Source organism: Campylobacter rectus (assembly GCF_004803795.1).
In the GTDB taxonomy this organism is placed as follows: Bacteria; Campylobacterota; Campylobacteria; order Campylobacterales; family Campylobacteraceae; genus Campylobacter_A; species Campylobacter_A rectus.
Genome location: NZ_CP012543.1, coordinates 2016221 through 2031783, shown reverse-complemented (window position 1 = coordinate 2031783; position 15563 = coordinate 2016221). Strand labels below are relative to the sequence as shown.

Below are 15563 nucleotides of genomic sequence, written 5' to 3'. Positions count from 1 at the left end.
TTAATTTAGCTAAAATAATGCTGCGCGAAAAGAGCGCGCGGCTTTTAAATTTAAACCAAGGCTGATTATGCAAATAGGACAAAAATTTTCCATCGCTATACATATCCTGCTTAGCTGCGAGTTTTTTAAGGACGAGAAAAACACGAGCGAATTTTTAGCCGGCACCGTCGGCACGAACCCCGTCATCGTGCGAAATATAATCAGGCTTTTAAAATCGGCAAATTTGATAAACGTAAGCGCGGGCACGGGCGGGGCGAGCCTGGCTAAGAAGCCTGATCAAATCACGCTTTTTGATATATTTTCGGCGGTAAACGAGGGCGAAAACGGTATCTTTAAAATCCACAAAAACTCGCCGCCGCCTTGTCCGCTGGGAGGCAGGATCGAGGCGCTTTTGACGCCTAAATTTGCCTCTGCGCAACGAGCTATGTTTGATAGCTTAGCAGGCGTAAATTTGCAAAATTTGCTAGACGAACTCGCATTTTAATTAATTCGCTTTACATTATTTAAATATTAAATTTGATAAAATCGCTAAAAATTTGAAGGAAATATATGATTTTCATCGATGCTTGTTTAAAAAAACCGACGCCGTATACGCCTGTTTGGATGATGCGGCAGGCGGGTCGGTATCTACCTGAGTATATGCGAGTTCGAGCCGCTGCGGGCGATTTTTTATCACTTTGCAAAGACTATAAAAAAGCCAGCGAGGTCACGATCCAGCCGGTTGAAATTTTAGGCGTCGATGCGGCGATACTTTTTAGCGATATCCTCGTCGTGCCGCTTGAGATGGGTATGGATCTTAAATTCGTCCAAGGCGAGGGGCCTGTATTTAGCGATCCGATCAAGACGAGAGAGGATCTAGATAGGCTAGACGTCCAAAAATCAATCAAAAATTTAGACTACGTATACGATACGATCAAGCTAACGCGTGAAAATTTGGCGCAGGATAAGGCGCTAATCGGCTTTTGCGGGGCGCCGTGGACGATAGCTACGTATATGATCGAGGGCGGCGGGACGAAAACTTACGCGGCTAGCAAAAAGCTTTTATATTCAAACCCCGAGTTTATGCATCAAATTTTAGCCAAGGTTACGGCCTCGCTCATAGGATATATGAAAGAGCAGATAAAAGCCGGCGTAAATGCGGTTCAAATTTTTGATAGCTGGGCGGCGGCGCTGGAGGATGAGGCGTATTTTGAGTTCGGCTGGAAGTATATCATGGATATAGTGGATGCGCTTAAGGCTGAATTCCCGCAAATTCCGGTTATCGTTTTTCCAAAAGGCATAAGCGGATATCTGGATAAAATTTCGGGGAATTTCGAAGTTTTTGGCGTGGATTGGAGTACGCCGATCGAGCTTGCTAAAGAAAAACTGAGCCCGAAATACGTCCTTCAAGGAAACATGGAGCCTACGCGCCTTTACAGCAAGGAGGCGATCGACGCCGGTGTGGAACGAATTTTGCAGACGATGAAAAACGCGCCGCATATCTTTAATCTCGGACACGGCATCCTGCCGGACGTTCCCATAGAAAACGCGAAATATTTTATAAAACGAGTGCAAGAAAAAAGCGCAAGGTAGCACAAAAGGAGAGGGGGATGAGAGTGAACAACGTCGGTATCAAATTTAAGATCATGACGATAGCTATCGTCGGCCTCATCGGGCTCGGAATAATGAGCGCATTATGCTAAGCGGTATTTCAAAAACTGAATGCAATGAGCAAATCGTGGATACCATTCTTGCGACACACCAAGCCGGTTTTTAAAGATAAGCATTTCTATAAACGTAATGAGAGAGCTTGAACTTAAGCTACTAAGCAATATGAAAGAAGATGCCGTACTTATCAAAAATGATGCGAATACTCAGATGATCGTTAGCGCCATAGTTATTGCGACTTGTATTATACTTATGTTATTAGTGTCCACATTGATAGGTAGAAATTTGATCTCAGGTATTGATCAGACCAAAAATGGACCTATACAATTTTTCGACTTTTTAAACAACAAAACCGATAAGGCTTGGTTGCTAAACCGCTGTGGCAGCGACGAGATCGAGCAGACGAGCATAATGATAAACAAAAATATCAAGCAAATAGAGGCGGATCCGGCCAAGCAAAATAACTTCATAAAAGAAACTAACGCATTTGTTGGACAAATAGACAAAGGTAACTATGATACGGCTAAATGCCGATACCTCAAATCCGGACCTTAGCCGACTAAAAGTGAGACTTCACAAAAAGGTTTGAAGATGACGGCAAGATGGCTATAGGTATCAATGCTCTGAGTAAAGAAATAACCGACATACTAAGGACAAATTTAGAGTGAGCTCGAGTGTTGGAGGGAAAGGCGGAGTTTTTGGGTCAGTCGATGAAGCAGGTGACTGACGGTGCGAGCTCTCAAGCAAGCTCACTACAAGAAAGCGCCGCTGCAATCGAGCAGATGAACAGCTCGATGAGCGCCATCAACCAAAAGATGCATGATGCCAGTCTGAAGAGATTAAAATATTATCGTCATCATCCGTGATATCACCAATCAGACGAATTTATTAACTCTAAACGCAACTATCGATGCTACTTGTACAGACGAGTATAGACGCGATTTTGTTGCTGTAGCCGATGAGATTTGCAAGCTAGCTGGACGCACTCAAAAATCTCTTGGCAAGATCGAAGCCAACGCAGACGTACTGGTTCAAAGTATCAGTGAGATGAATGAAAGCATTAGAGGACAAAGTGAAGCTATAAATTTAGTCAATCAAGGTATATCTCAGGCGCCGTCACTGCCGAGGTAGATTATATGGCTAAAGCCATCGCTCAAGACGTGAGAAAAAATAAATTTTAGATCAAAAATGAAATTTACCAAAGGAGAATTTAGATGAAAAAGGTTGCAAACAAGATAGCTTTTATTATTTTCGCATTGTTGGCCGTACTGTTTACTGTATTTGCGGCTATGAACTACAATAGTACTAAAAATACTATTTTAGACGTTTCGGCAAATTCAAAGGAGGCCATCGCGCGCTCTTTGGAGGTTTATGCCGACGAGTATCTTGATTCCAAGGTCTTTGCGGTAGAAAGTCTGGCGCGATATATAGAGGAAAACCCCCATCTTATGATGGATAAAGAACAACTCAAAGATCGTTTGATGACTATGGCTGTTACAGTAGATATACCTGAATTTTTCATAGGTTTTACCGATAACGGCGAGCTTTATGATGCAGTCGCACAAGCGGGTAAGGGGCCTAAATTTTTAAATTTGACCCCTGAAAAGGATAAATTCGACTCTAGAGAAAAGGGCTGGTATAAACAAAGTGTTTCTAGGGGCAAGCTTTATTTTACGCCTCCGTATATAGCTCAGTCGAGCGGAAAAAATACTATGACGATAGCAAAATCAATCATAATAGACGGTAAGGCTGCCGGAGTAGTAGCTGCGGATTTGTATTTGGACGGTGTCGCAAGTAGCTTGGCAAAATCAAAAGAGTCCAAAACTAGCGTCGCAATGATAATAGACCTAGAGTCGCAGCTTGTGGTTTATCATCCGGATAGTAAATATATTTTATCTTCCGATCCGGAGCTTAAAAAAGCTGTCGAATTTGTCATAAATAGCTACAACAAAGACGGAGGTAAAGCATTTTTCAATAAGCTTGACGGCGATGAAAAAATCTTTGCATGCCAAAAATACGATAAAGCGGGTTGGCTTGTTTGCTCTACCAACTCAGTAAAAGATTACGATCCTATACTTGATAGAGTTTTGTTAAATCAGTCTGTATCTTCGCTCGTATTTATAGCTATTATCGTCGTTATTTTGGTGATTATGGTCGGGTATTTCTTAAAGCCTCTAGGCGTCATATCAAACGCGCTAGATGCGTTTTTCAAATACCTAAACTACGAAACCAAAGAGCCGCTTAAGGCAAATGTAGCCACAAAGGATGAATTTGGGGCTATGGCAGCACTCATAAACGAAAATATAAGCAAGATAGAAGCGTCAAATACCGCCGAAAATAACTTTATCAAAGAAGCAAACGCTTTTGTAGATAAGATAAAAGTAGGCGACTTTACCGCAACTCTTGATGCGCATACGTCTAACCCTGCGCTAAATCAGTTAAAAGTTACTTTTGCCCAGCTTCAAGAAGCCCTAAAAGATGCGATTGCCAAGAATGGTAATGATGTTATCAAATTACTAGAGAGTTTTAAAGCGCAAGACTTCACAAAGAGGCTTGATGATGACGGTAAAATGGCTGCGGGAATTAACTCACTAGGCGAAGAGATCACAAATATGCTCAATATAAATTTAGAGCAAGCTAAGTTGCTAGAAGAAAAAGCAGGCATTTTGGCCGAGTCGATGAAAGAGCTCACAAACGGCGCTAACGTACAAGCAAGCTCACTACAAGAAAGCGCCGCTGCGGTTGAGCAGATGAGCAGCTCGATGAACGCCATCAGTCAAAAGACCGGCGACGTCATGAGGCAAAGCGAGGAGATCAAAAATATCATCGTGATCATCCGCGATATCGCAGATCAGACGAATTTGCTAGCTCTAAACGCAGCTATCGAGGCTGCTCGTGCAGGTGAGCATGGGCGCGGTTTTGCCGTCGTAGCCGATGAGGTTAGAAAGCTTGCCGAACGCACCCAAAAGAGCCTTGGCGAGATCGAAGCTAACGCAAACGTACTAGCTCAAAGCATCAACGAGATGAGCGAGAGCATCAAGGAACAAAGCGAAGGCATAAATATGATAAATCGCTCTGTGGCTCAGATAGACGAGCTCACACACAACAACGTAGGCGTCGTAAGTAGAACTAACGAAGTAACCGCGCAGGTCGACAACATGGCTAAGGCTATCGTCGAAGACGTGAGGAAGAAGAAATTTTAACTCTTGTGACGGCTCTGGTTTTATGCGGAGCCGTCAAATTTACCCCAAATTTTACTCCGGCTTTTAGTATAATCGTGTATCTTAAATTTAGGAAAATCAATGCACATCGTCTTTGGTCCCGTTAGCTCGCGCAGGTTCGGCGTTTCGCTGGGCGTCGATCTATCGCCTGCGCAAAAGTGCTGTAACTTTGACTGCGTTTACTGCGAACTCACGGCGGCAAAACCCGTCGTGGCGATAGAAAATCCGCCTAGCGTAGAGCAAGTGATCGCCGAGGTAAAGGCTGCGCTTGCCGCACATCCGCACGTTGACGTCATCACGCTCACGGCAAACGGCGAACCGACGCTTTATCCGGATCTGGTGCGGCTAGCACACGAGCTAAATTTGATAAAAGGCCGTGCTAAAACACTCATCCTCTCAAACGGCTCAGGCGTGCTTGACCCTCAAATTTGCGAGGCGCTAAAAGGGCTTGATATAGTCAAATTTAGCCTTGATAGCGCGGCGCAAAAGACCTTTGCCAGGATCGATCGCTCGGGCGAGAAGATTGACATCGACGAGCTAGTAGGCGCGATGGCTAAATTTAGGCGAGAATTCAAAGGCGAGCTAGTGCTTGAAATACTGGTCGTAAAAGGGCTAAATGACACGAAGGCGGAATTTGAAGCGTTAAATGCGGCGTTAAATCAAATTTTGCCCGCCCGCGTGGATATAAGCACCATCGCCCGCCCACCCGCATATCCGGTCAAAGGCGTGAGCCGGGAGCTCCTATACGAGCTTGCGCAGCAAATTTCCGGCGTGCCGTGCGTGATAGCGTCGGCAAAATACGGCGATGAAAAATTCGAGCTTAGCAAGGAGGAGCTGCTAGAGCTCGTAAGACGCCGTCCGCAAAGCGAAAATGACGTGATAAATAGCTTTTCTGAAAGCTCGAAGCTAAATTTGCAGGAGCTTTTGGCTGACGGAAAGGTAAAAACAGTAGATGCGGCGGGAACTAAATTTTACCGTCTTGCGTGATTTTTAGCGGTAAATTTGGCAAATTTTACCCTTGTTGCCGCTAAATTTGCGGTATTTGCAAATTTAAGCTAAATTTTATTGACAAACTATACGTTTTTGCCTATAATACGACTTCTTTTAAAATATTCCGGATTAGCTCAGCGGTAGAGTAGTCGGCTGTTAACCGATTGGTCGCTGGTTCGAATCCAGCATCCGGAGCCATCTATACTAAAAAAATCCTTTTTAATCCCGATTTTACCGATATTTTAAGAGTTTTAAGTTTTACCGGTTTTCTAAAATTTATTCCCGAAATTTTTTAATATTCTCAATCTTTATATTTTGTCGCAAAGTATTTTAAACTATTGTTGGTATAAAATTTAAGTAATAGAAAAGATGACAATTTAAAAATCATAAAAAATCTCTAGTAAAAGAGTAGGCATATTCATTTTGTGGATAAAAACTTAACTATATCTTAGATTAATTAAAAGTAAAGTTTTCCGTTGTCGTATGTCTTGAGATTTCTCTCATAGTTTTTCTTTGTGTGCTTTATAGGTATGTGATGAGTCTTAAAAAATTCATTTATATCTCTTGCGAGCGAGGATGCTTTTTGTCTGACAAGTCGGACAAAATATCTCGTTAAGGATATCCCTTTGAAGTAAAATATAAACGGAGTAGATCTAAACGGTCAAATAAAGAGCTTGGATTGTAAATCCGGAAACGTTAAATTTCGCGATAAGATAGACGATAAAACCTATGAAGAGATAGCGGATTTGCTTATTAAGGATAGGTTATTTTGCGACCCGACCTATACCACAATAAAATTTTAAAAGAAAATATCCTCTTGGTTGAAAATCTTAAAATTTGACTCAACCTGTCGCATGCCTATGCTAAATTTCTCCGTAATTAAACTTGGTTCAACGGAACTTAATAAGATTTTTAGCAAGACGCGGTCACAGCTAAAAATCCTATTAACTTATCTTGAGCCAAATATTTTTAAGTACTATTTTTAGTGCTTATCTCTTGAGGATTTTTGTACTATATTAAAACATATTTAAGCAAGTTTAAATATGTTTTAATCGATAAAACCTTTCACATAACATAAAAATCTTGCGAATTAATCTCTTTTGTTCAGATTATTTATTGTTAGCATATAATAGTCTTTTAATATCAATATATGTAATTCATTGCTGTATTCCAGCTGTTTTGCAGAAAAATTCTTTATGTTTATATTCTTAATATCATATTGTTGCAAATAATCCATGTATTTTGAAATATATTCGTTTGCTATCCTATAGTTATTCATAATATCATTATAGGTTTTTATAAAATCTCTTTGATTAGTGGTTTTTAAATAGGCCATAACCGCAAAAGGGTTGCTGGTAATTATATTTCTTAATTTGTTTTCAGTTATTAATATAAGAGCTACACCAAATAGATCTTCTTGGCTTGTTCTAATAGCACTTTTTGGAACCATATGTTCAATCTCTTTAGCTTGTTCGGATGTATATTCCAGCAATCCCCTTTGATCTTTAAATTTGAAAAGTTTTAGTGTTTTCGCCATCTCTTCTTCATCAAATAAAATTTTTAATTCAATTTTATCTACCAATACATTTATTTTGCTCAGCACATCTCTTATTTGTTCGGGCGTATAAACATATGGATTGTCTTGCTCATAATTTCTTTGATACACAACTTGCATAGCGTCATATGCTTTCATTAGACTATCCTCTTGCAAACTTTTCAAATTCGGTTTTTTGCAATTTTGTATATCCCTTATAGCATTGTCGACGCTATCGCCTGTTATTGCAGTAACATAGTCCATGATTGCATTGATTTCAATTTCTTGATTAGAAAGGGAATTATATATATGTGTTAAATATTCTGGCGATACCTGAATAGTTGTAAGTATCCTTTCGGCCCAAGCATATGCAAGACTAAAGTCTTTACTTGGTGTTGTTAAAAAATCCACAGCAAGAATTGCCGCCAATACATTATCTTTTATCATAGTGTCTCCTTTATATGTAATATATCTTTATTGAACTTCAAGCATTATTGTAACAGTAGAAGGTGACAGGTTATGTCGCTTAGCTTATATCATTTAGCATATTTTTCATATACTCCATCTCATCAGTGCTTATCTTTTTGCCGTTTTTGGCTTTGTCGGCTATTGTTGTTGCCTTATCAAATCTCTCTTGTATAATTTTAATCCCTTTATGCAAAATTTCTTTTGCCTTTTTATGATTTTCAAACTCTTGATAGTTATTGTGATTTATGTATCTGCAAGCATCTTTGGTGGCTCTAAAGATCTCTTTAAAATCATCTTTGCTAATGGCATCGTCTATACTTTTGCATAGCTTTTCAAAAGGCGTATCGCCGAGCGACGAAAATAAAACAACTAACTTTTCTGTGACTTGATCAAATGGTATTAATAATATGGCTAGTGTCAATAAATTAAATGGCATAGAACTAATATTGTATTTTAAAAATGGCATATCCTCAAATTTCAGTAAAATTTGAGTGTAATCCTTTAGCACTTCAAGCCTACGGATATCATCGCTGCTTAAATTTTTATCCTCTTGCATAATTGCATACTTTTCTTTAAGTAACTCATCTATAAAAATATCTATCTTCGAATCTATTAAATTTAATTGCATAGAATTACGAATAGCTTTTATGCCAAGCGGAATAAAAACATTAAATCCCATCGCTAAGAATCCACTACCTAAAACTATAGACAATAACGATATCGGAAGACAATTGTTCACCGCAAAATAGCTTTTAAATTCCTCTACCTTTGCTTTTAGCTTTTTAAAATTTTCACTAAAGACATCCTCGCCTTTATACTCATTGCTAAACTCATCTAAAAATTGTTTATATGAGATATAATTTTGCGGAATGATTTTCTCGTTCTGTATATCCTCAAGTATAGGCTTGATAGCAGCCGCAAATTCATGTTGAAATTTATCTTTATCGCTTTTAAATAGACCAAAATCAAGCAAAGAAATTTTATCTTTTAGTTTTTTTCTTGTCTGTTCCATATATCCTATAACACTATCATAGGTAGCTATGCTAAGCTCTCTACCAACCTTATCATACGATGAGCTAAGTAAAATTTTGACAGCCTCGTCTTTACCACACTTTTGACTTTGTACTCCAGCTCTTGTCTTCCTTGATATGGAGCAAATTTTAATACTTTTAAGATTATTTTGCTCACAAGTTTTTTCAAGCTGACATAGCGTATCATTATCGGCGACATCGCAGTGAGTAAGCACTACTACTCCGTCTATATCGTATTTTTCTTTGATCTCTTTTATCTTATCTATCTCGCCAAGCTCTATTCTGGCACTTGAAGCGTTTATGATATAAAATAGCAAGTGTATGATTTCGTTTGGGTCCTTTTTGCTCTGCTTTTGAACCAAAAATTTATCAAGTTCACCCATCCATTTTGTTTGATTATCAGGTTCTAAGCCTACAGAATCATAGACATTTATCTTTATTCCCTTTTTTTCAAAATGATATGCTTGAAAATTTTCAGCCCAACTGGTTACTGGCTCCCCTGAACCGGTAGTAAATTTGTCCACATCAAAAAGATAATTTGCAAAAGAGCTTTTGCCGGTGCCGGTTTTTCCTATGATTAAAACATTACAAGCAATACTCATGGCTTATCCTTTGAATTGATCTTTTGCTTTGTTCATAATATCAAATATAAATTTTGAGTTAAAAACTTCAGCCCAAACAGGCATTTTGCCAGTCTTTAAAAACTCATCTAAGGCCTTAGCATTTGCCTCAGTTATTGCAGCACCAAATCCATAAGTAAGTCCTCCTGCAACAGTGGCGTTTATGAGCTGCCCCAAAACAGGTATTAATTTTGTAAGACCAGCTGCTGCTGCTTTGCCTACCATTTGTAGCAACTGTGCTTTTAAAAGCTCTTCTAAATTTAAAGCACTGCCCGTATTTAACCAAAAGATATTTGTTACCTTTACGCACATTGTCATTTGTTGTGGCGCTATAAGAAGAGCATCTGAGATTGGTATTGGATTTAGTCCCGCTGTCGCAGCAGTAGTTGTGGCAGCTATTTTTACTATCCTATATGCTTCTTGCTTTTTAAGCTCTATCGAAGAAATTTGAGCCGATATAAAAGCCTGCCTTAAGTGTTCACCATCAAGTTGACTAACGGACCACTCAAGTAAAGCATCTATATCAAGTTTCATACTTTCATTACTTGTAGTTTCAAAAAAATTCATTGGGCCGATTTTGTCTTTGATGATGCCTTTAAATTTGCTTGCATCCTTACCGCTACCATCCTCCAATTCCTCATCAACGTCACATTTTGTAAAAACTATTGCAATTTTATATCCGTTATCTTTAAAATACTTGATATTTTTTAGGCTCTCTTTAACTTAAGCTCACACAAAGGAGTAGTAAGTTACGATGAGAACTATGTTCTTGAAAAGTAACGAGCGTAGCGAAGTTAAAAAACAAATATATAGTCCGTTCCCGAATTTCAGAGAAGAAATTTAGAGAAATTCTCAAGTACTTTACAGAAGATATAGAAGCATCAAAGATATCAAATTTAACTAAAATTTCAGAAGTAACGCTATGTAAAATCTTTAGGGAAATAAGAATTCTTATGTCTAAAGAGTGTGAAAAGATAAGTAAATTTAGCGGTGAGATAGAAATAGACGAAAGCTACTTCGGAGCTAAGAGAGTAAGGGGGAAAAGAGGTAGAGTGCAGCAAATAAAACACCGGTATTCGGTATGCTTAAAAGAGACGGCAAAGTTTATACTCAAATAGTTAAAAACTGCTCTGCTAGCGAGTTGATACCTATATTATCGGAGTTTAGTGAATTAGATGAGAGCGTTATTTACTCAGATTGCTGGAAGGCCTATGATGGCTTGGTTGATTACGGAGTCAAAGCACACTACAGAGTAAAACACTCCAAAAATGAATTCGCTAATGGGAAAAACCATATAAATGGCATTGAGAATTTCTAGGGATACGCTAAACATAGACTAGCTAAATTTAAAGGCATTAAGAAAGGGAATTTCTTACTTCATCTTAAAGAGTGTGAATTTAGATATAATACTAAAACTACACAGGAAAACTTATATCAGAAACTGTTAAAATTGATAAGAGAAAATCCGCTTAAGTTTAATTGAGCCTTTTTTATATCGTAAGGCGTTGCTCTATGATTTGCTATAGATATGCAATACCAAACTATATGTATCTGCTCATCTAGATTCTTTTTTTGAAGTTTTTCAAACTCAGGGATGATGTTTTGCTCAAAATTTGTGTTATTTTGCTCATTGGCACTTGTCGTCTCGTATCCTTCAGTATCATAAAATACAATCGGTACATTTCCGCTTGGATCCTCTATCTTATTCATACCCTTAGTAACAGGAACCCCGACACCAACCTTTGCCACATTTTTACCAAATGTGCGATTTATAAGAGAACTTTTTCCAACTCCAGTTCCACCAACAATTGCCAAATTTGGCTTTTTAACACTATCTCTTTGTTTTTGAAATTCCTCTTCAAAAGCCTTAATAAAATCTGACATTTTTTCTCCTTTTTTGATCGGTTTTATAAATAAGTATCGACATTATAACAAAAAATGATTCTTATGAATAATAAATACACCCGTTTCCAACATATGGCACTTTTTATCTCTCGTTATAGCATACTGAGTAGGCGTCTTGTGGTCTGGTAGCGTATGAAGTAATAGCCACCTCTTGACTAAATTCATTCAAGTCCGTAAATACAAGGCGCTCAATAGAACCTCAAGAAATCTTGGCGAATTTAACGGCTCTATAAAACCATGCCAAATCATAATATTTTATACAATAAGCAAAATTATAAAACCGGCTGCAATTCACTATTGTTTTGAGGCCAATGCATCAGTTTTACAACGGAAACGGCAGAGTAGAGCGCTTTATAAACTTCCTACTATGTCATTTCAGATAATCCCTAAGCAAATTTTCAAATTTATCCTTTAAATTTAAAGGCTCGACTATCTTTATAAACGGTAGCCAGTATTTTACCACCCGTAGTATCTCGTCGTCATATGAAATCATCGTGCTTATTATGATCTTATCCTTATTCTCTTGCACTACTTCGTAGTTGGGTAAAAACTCTTTTCTCTTAAAATACTCCATCGCTTCGTTTTTGATTTCAAGCGTAACCTTAAATTTAGCATCCGAAAACCAGTTCGTATCGTTTTTTTCGATACGTTTTAAAAACTCGGCGTTTGCAGCGAAAGTATCGCCCTTTATTTTTATGCGTTTTATTTTAGAGAGCGTGAAGTTTTTTAGTTTGCCTTCGTCGTCTGCTAGCAGATACCATATACCGCTATTGTTTATCAGTTTATACGGGTTTAGTTTGCGCTCTTTACCGTTGTACTCACACTCCAAGGTGCGGTTTTTGATGACTGCGGCGCTTACGGCTTCAAAATCGTCTCTTGAGATTTGGATACTTTCAAAGCCTTGGTTTTTGATTAGATAGGCTTTGTTTAGCTTTTCGTTTAAAACGTCGCTGATAAATCTATCGTCTAGCTCGGGGAACAGCGACCTTGCGCCGATTAATGCGGCAAAGGCTTTTATGTCCTTAAAGCCCAGTTTGCCAAGAGCGTACTCTTCTAAAAAATACTTGCCGTTTTCTTTTTGGATAGGCAAGATACTTAGTCGCTCAAAATCTCTTAGAATCGTTCTTTTATTTACGTTAAATTCCTCCACAAGCTCGTCTATGCCTAGCCTTGCGCCGCTATTTAGTCTGGTTAAGATACGAGATAGCCTAAATCCGATTTTATCGTGAGAGCGCATTTTAATCCTTCCTATTTAAATTTGACGTATTTTAGCTAATTTTTTCTTTGCGACGCAACCTGTCACTCTCTTATGTTAAATTTACATCGTAATTTAAATCAAAGGAGATTAGATGAGTTTAAACGTAGATTTTATCCAAAAGGCTAACGAGGCGGTAGCTAAAGCAAAAGGCTTTAAGATGAGCGAACTAACGGATCAAATACTAAATTTAACCCAAAGCATAAAGCTAACTAAAAAACCGATTGACGCAGATGAGCGAGAAATAGACGATATGTACTATAAAGATACCTTCGGGCCCTTCGGAGGCGTAGCAAAAACTATCGGATACGCCGCTAAAACGGCTATGGGGCTAGATGAATACAACGAAATAGACGAAAATATCCTAAAAAAGCTATCCGGGATGGAGAATAAATTTCACGAAAACTATTTGCCGGATCTACTTTTAGAAATCGGCAAAGACTACGGCGAGCAGGAAAATAATGCTATAAATTCGGCCATAAGTCCGCTAGCTCAGATAGAGCTAGATACGGCTTTGATTAAATTTTACTGGACGCTAACTCAGCTCCAAACGGCCGTAAGCCTCAAAACCTAGAATCCGGTATGGGTGGAAGCAGTAAGGTAAGCAAGATGAAAGATGCGCTAAGACAACTGCAAGCTGCAGCGCAAAATTTGACAACTATTGCCGGGGAGTATGATTGGGAGGTAGACGGAGTTAAATTTTGCGATAAAGTCAAGGAGGAAAAATGAACACGAGTAGGTCTTTTACGAAAATAAGCGATACTTTAAAACAAATCGCCGATAATACAACTTCACACAAGGACGCCGATGAAATGCTGGGGTATTACAAAGATAGGTTTGAGAGTTTTGAAAACGTGATAAATAATCCCGAGCTAGGCGCAGATGACGATATTAAATTTAACAAATACGGCAAAATAAACGAATGGCTGGTAAAAAGGCAAAAAAGAATAGAAGGGCTAAAACCCAAAAATTCATTTGATTTTAGTTCCTTGCGTCGTGTTTTAAAAACGCTCGATTGCGCTCTAGGCAAGATAGTTTGCGAGCTGGTGGCGACGTCGCTCAAAGGAAATAATCAAAGCGAAAATTTGACGCGCGAGACCCAGCAGCTCATTGCCCGCCGAGGCACCATAGCAGTAGCGCAAGCACAAGCAAAAGGCAAAAAAGCCGCGCTAAATGCTACTAGAAAAGCCGTAAAATCGGCAGCGCTTTATGGCTATTTTAACGCCGAAGAGGTATCTGTATATATTAAAACAGATGCTGCGCCCGGCATATCTTTAGAAGATATGCAAGAAATATTAGACGTTGTGGCAAGGGCTTTTGGCTATGAAACAACCGTAAGCATAGAATACGTATACGATGAAGCCATGGGCGGAGCCAAGGTCGTTATCATAGCGACATCTCAAAATATGTAGTTAGCCTTCCCCGCCTCAGCCCTAGCTTTGACTACTTTGGCTAGTACGCTCTCACAAGTCGCGCCTACTATCTTTGCTCTTAGCTTAGTTACGTCGGCATGGGTGGGGGCTTTAGCGTGTACGGTTTCGTTTCGTAAATCTTGAAGCTCGGTTATGACTTTTGGCAGAGTTCTAGCCACGTAGTTTTGCAGCAAATTTCCCTCAAGCGCATCTTGGATCAGGCGATTTTTGAAAAGAAATTTATAAGTACCTAAATTTGGCTTGTTTTCAAATATGTCGCTTACAGTAAAGCTCGTGCCCTGCACTTCGTATGGGATTTTTAATATAGACGGCTTTATCTTTGCGAGTCGCTCTATGAGAACTTTAGCGAAAGCATAGATCTCTTGCTCCATAGTTTTTGAGTATTTGACCACGACGGAGCTAAAGTCATAAAGCGGGTTAGCTATATTATCAAGGTATTCTATCTCGGCGGAGATGATATTTTCTATGCTATCCGGGTGCATTAGATTTATTAGGCTTCGCCCGAAACAGTATCGGATCAAATTTCGCTTTATCTCTAAAAACTCGGCGCTTTTATAAACATCGGGATAAAATTTGTCCTCATCCTCGAAATAGAGCGTCTCTTGCTTCATCTTTATGATTAGCGGATAGACGTAAGCGTTGCCGTAGACTGCGTAGGTATGGCCGCTTACGGTAAAATTTGCCAAGTAATCGTCTCTAACGCATTCAAAGTCGTTTCTAACCAGCTCTCTGATATCGCTTATGATAAACCACTTTTCTACATCGAGTCTTTTTTCTTTATAATACTCAGGCGCTATCTCGCTCATATCATCGCTAGTTACGGCGACGACTTTTGCTACGAACAAATTTGAATAATCGGTCAGGAATAGTTGCAGATATTTATCGCCGTCAAGGCTCCGAGGAGTCAGATTTGGCGTTTTAGGACTTTCGGCTTTTAGGCTTTGATTGCTTAAATTTAAGTCCTCGTAAATTTTCTCAAGCTCGGCTTCGTGAGAGTTTATCATATCTCGCCGCTTACTTTTTATCTTACCAAAGGCTACTTTGCCTTTGGAAATCAAGATCTTAAGGTGCTGCTCGATAACATCGCTTTGGTAGTAGGGGTTGTAGAGGATGAGGATGTTGTGCATACTTTGCCTTTAAATTTAGCATATAACCGTGGGATGATTATACTAATTTAACTCTTAAGAGCCTTTTTAAATACCTCAGTTATAGCATCGACAAGACCTGAACTTGCGGATGTGGTTTTGCGCTCTAGATCTTCGTTGCCGCATTTTGGACAAATTTGCGGTATTTGCTTAAAGTCGCCTGCACCTAAACAGTCGCTTTTAAACTGAACACTCTTTTCAAAACCGCATTTTGGGCAGTAGATTTTAAACGGTTTTGGTTGTATTGCCATATTTCATCCTTATAGAATTTTTAAGAGATATAAATTTATCGCGCCTCTTTGCCGTTAAGATTA

16 protein-coding genes, 1 tRNA gene and 2 pseudogenes are annotated in these 15563 nt (G+C 38.9%); 12 read left to right on the top strand and 7 right to left on the bottom strand.

The window, feature by feature from the left end:
• Window positions 1-67 precede the first annotated feature (67 nt).
• The 9 genes and pseudogenes from CRECT_RS09820 (at window position 68) to CRECT_RS09790 (ending at window position 6056) form a co-directional block, all read left to right on the top strand.
• On the top strand, window positions 68-484 hold the full coding sequence (locus CRECT_RS09820; protein ID WP_002944945.1) for an Rrf2 family transcriptional regulator: 417 nt from the start codon (window positions 68-70) through the stop codon (window positions 482-484).
• Window positions 485-549: 65 nt separating this feature from the next.
• The gene (gene hemE, locus CRECT_RS09815) at window positions 550-1572 is read left to right on the top strand and encodes a uroporphyrinogen decarboxylase (protein ID WP_171992722.1); all 1023 of its coding nucleotides are present in this window, start codon (window positions 550-552) and stop codon (window positions 1570-1572) included.
• A 207-nt stretch (window positions 1573-1779) separates the two neighbouring features.
• Window positions 1780-2202, top strand: a complete 423-nt coding sequence (locus tag CRECT_RS09810; RefSeq protein WP_050771504.1) for a hypothetical protein — start codon at window positions 1780-1782, stop codon at window positions 2200-2202.
• 143 nt (window positions 2203-2345) lie between these two features.
• A complete protein-coding gene (locus CRECT_RS12780; protein ID WP_185714570.1) occupies window positions 2346-2513 on the top strand; it encodes a hypothetical protein in 168 nt (55 codons plus the stop codon).
• Window positions 2494-2778 (top strand): methyl-accepting chemotaxis protein, encoded by a 285-nt coding sequence (locus tag CRECT_RS12775; protein WP_081451675.1) that lies wholly within the window; start codon window positions 2494-2496, stop codon window positions 2776-2778. Before CRECT_RS12780 ends, CRECT_RS12775 begins: the two co-directional genes overlap by 20 nt.
• 83 nt (window positions 2779-2861) lie before the next feature.
• Window positions 2862-3680 (top strand): annotated as a pseudogene (locus tag CRECT_RS13270) (PDC sensor domain-containing protein); the annotation flags it as partial.
• 117 nt (window positions 3681-3797) lie between these two features.
• Window positions 3798-4850, top strand: a complete 1053-nt coding sequence (locus tag CRECT_RS13265; RefSeq protein ID WP_407643372.1) for a methyl-accepting chemotaxis protein — start codon at window positions 3798-3800, stop codon at window positions 4848-4850.
• A 99-nt stretch (window positions 4851-4949) separates the two neighbouring features.
• Window positions 4950-5855 (top strand): radical SAM protein, encoded by a 906-nt coding sequence (locus CRECT_RS09795; RefSeq protein ID WP_002944984.1) that lies wholly within the window; start codon window positions 4950-4952, stop codon window positions 5853-5855.
• A 126-nt stretch (window positions 5856-5981) separates the two neighbouring features.
• Window positions 5982-6056: transfer RNA gene (locus tag CRECT_RS09790), tRNA-Asn, on the top strand.
• Between the two features lie 892 nt (window positions 6057-6948).
• Here CRECT_RS09790 and CRECT_RS09785 read toward each other — a convergent pair.
• From CRECT_RS09785 to CRECT_RS09775, 3 genes are all read right to left on the bottom strand, one after another.
• The gene (locus CRECT_RS09785; protein ID WP_002945000.1) at window positions 6949-7839 is read right to left on the bottom strand and encodes a hypothetical protein; all 891 of its coding nucleotides are present in this window, start codon (window positions 7837-7839) and stop codon (window positions 6949-6951) included.
• A gap of 79 nt (window positions 7840-7918) precedes the next feature.
• Window positions 7919-9493, bottom strand: a complete 1575-nt coding sequence (locus CRECT_RS09780) for a GTPase (protein WP_002944941.1) — start codon at window positions 9491-9493, stop codon at window positions 7919-7921.
• A 3-nt stretch (window positions 9494-9496) separates the two neighbouring features.
• Window positions 9497-10144 (bottom strand): DUF697 domain-containing protein, encoded by a 648-nt coding sequence (locus CRECT_RS09775; protein ID WP_002944996.1) that lies wholly within the window; start codon window positions 10142-10144, stop codon window positions 9497-9499.
• 176 nt (window positions 10145-10320) lie between these two features.
• Between CRECT_RS09775 and CRECT_RS09770 the strand changes: the two are divergent.
• Window positions 10321-10994, top strand: a pseudogene (locus tag CRECT_RS09770) (IS1595 family transposase).
• Here the strand turns inward: CRECT_RS09770 and CRECT_RS09765 are convergent.
• Window positions 10946-11395 (bottom strand): GTPase, encoded by a 450-nt coding sequence (locus CRECT_RS09765; protein WP_171992721.1) that lies wholly within the window; start codon window positions 11393-11395, stop codon window positions 10946-10948. The pseudogene CRECT_RS09770 and the gene CRECT_RS09765 sit on opposite strands and share 49 nt — an antisense overlap.
• A 391-nt stretch (window positions 11396-11786) precedes the next feature.
• A complete protein-coding gene (locus CRECT_RS09760; RefSeq protein WP_004318529.1) occupies window positions 11787-12653 on the bottom strand; it encodes a helix-turn-helix transcriptional regulator in 867 nt (288 codons plus the stop codon).
• Window positions 12654-12765: 112 nt separating this feature from the next.
• Between CRECT_RS09760 and CRECT_RS09755 the strand changes: the two genes are divergently transcribed.
• Together CRECT_RS09755 and CRECT_RS09750 are read left to right on the top strand one after the other, a co-directional pair.
• On the top strand, window positions 12766-13245 hold the full coding sequence (locus CRECT_RS09755; RefSeq protein ID WP_004318289.1) for a hypothetical protein: 480 nt from the start codon (window positions 12766-12768) through the stop codon (window positions 13243-13245).
• Window positions 13246-13396: 151 nt separating this feature from the next.
• On the top strand, window positions 13397-14083 hold the full coding sequence (locus CRECT_RS09750; protein ID WP_004318497.1) for a hypothetical protein: 687 nt from the start codon (window positions 13397-13399) through the stop codon (window positions 14081-14083).
• Here CRECT_RS09750 and CRECT_RS09745 read toward each other — a convergent pair.
• Window positions 14071-15231: an HP0729 family protein gene (locus CRECT_RS09745; RefSeq protein ID WP_004318623.1), complete on the bottom strand. Its 1161-nt coding sequence runs from the start codon at window positions 15229-15231 to the stop codon at window positions 14071-14073. The genes CRECT_RS09750 and CRECT_RS09745 overlap by 13 nt on opposite strands.
• Window positions 15232-15278: 47 nt before the next feature.
• Window positions 15279-15500, bottom strand: coding sequence for a hypothetical protein (locus CRECT_RS09740; RefSeq protein ID WP_004318371.1), 222 nt, complete (start codon window positions 15498-15500; stop codon window positions 15279-15281).
• Window positions 15501-15563: the final 63 nt, after the last annotated feature.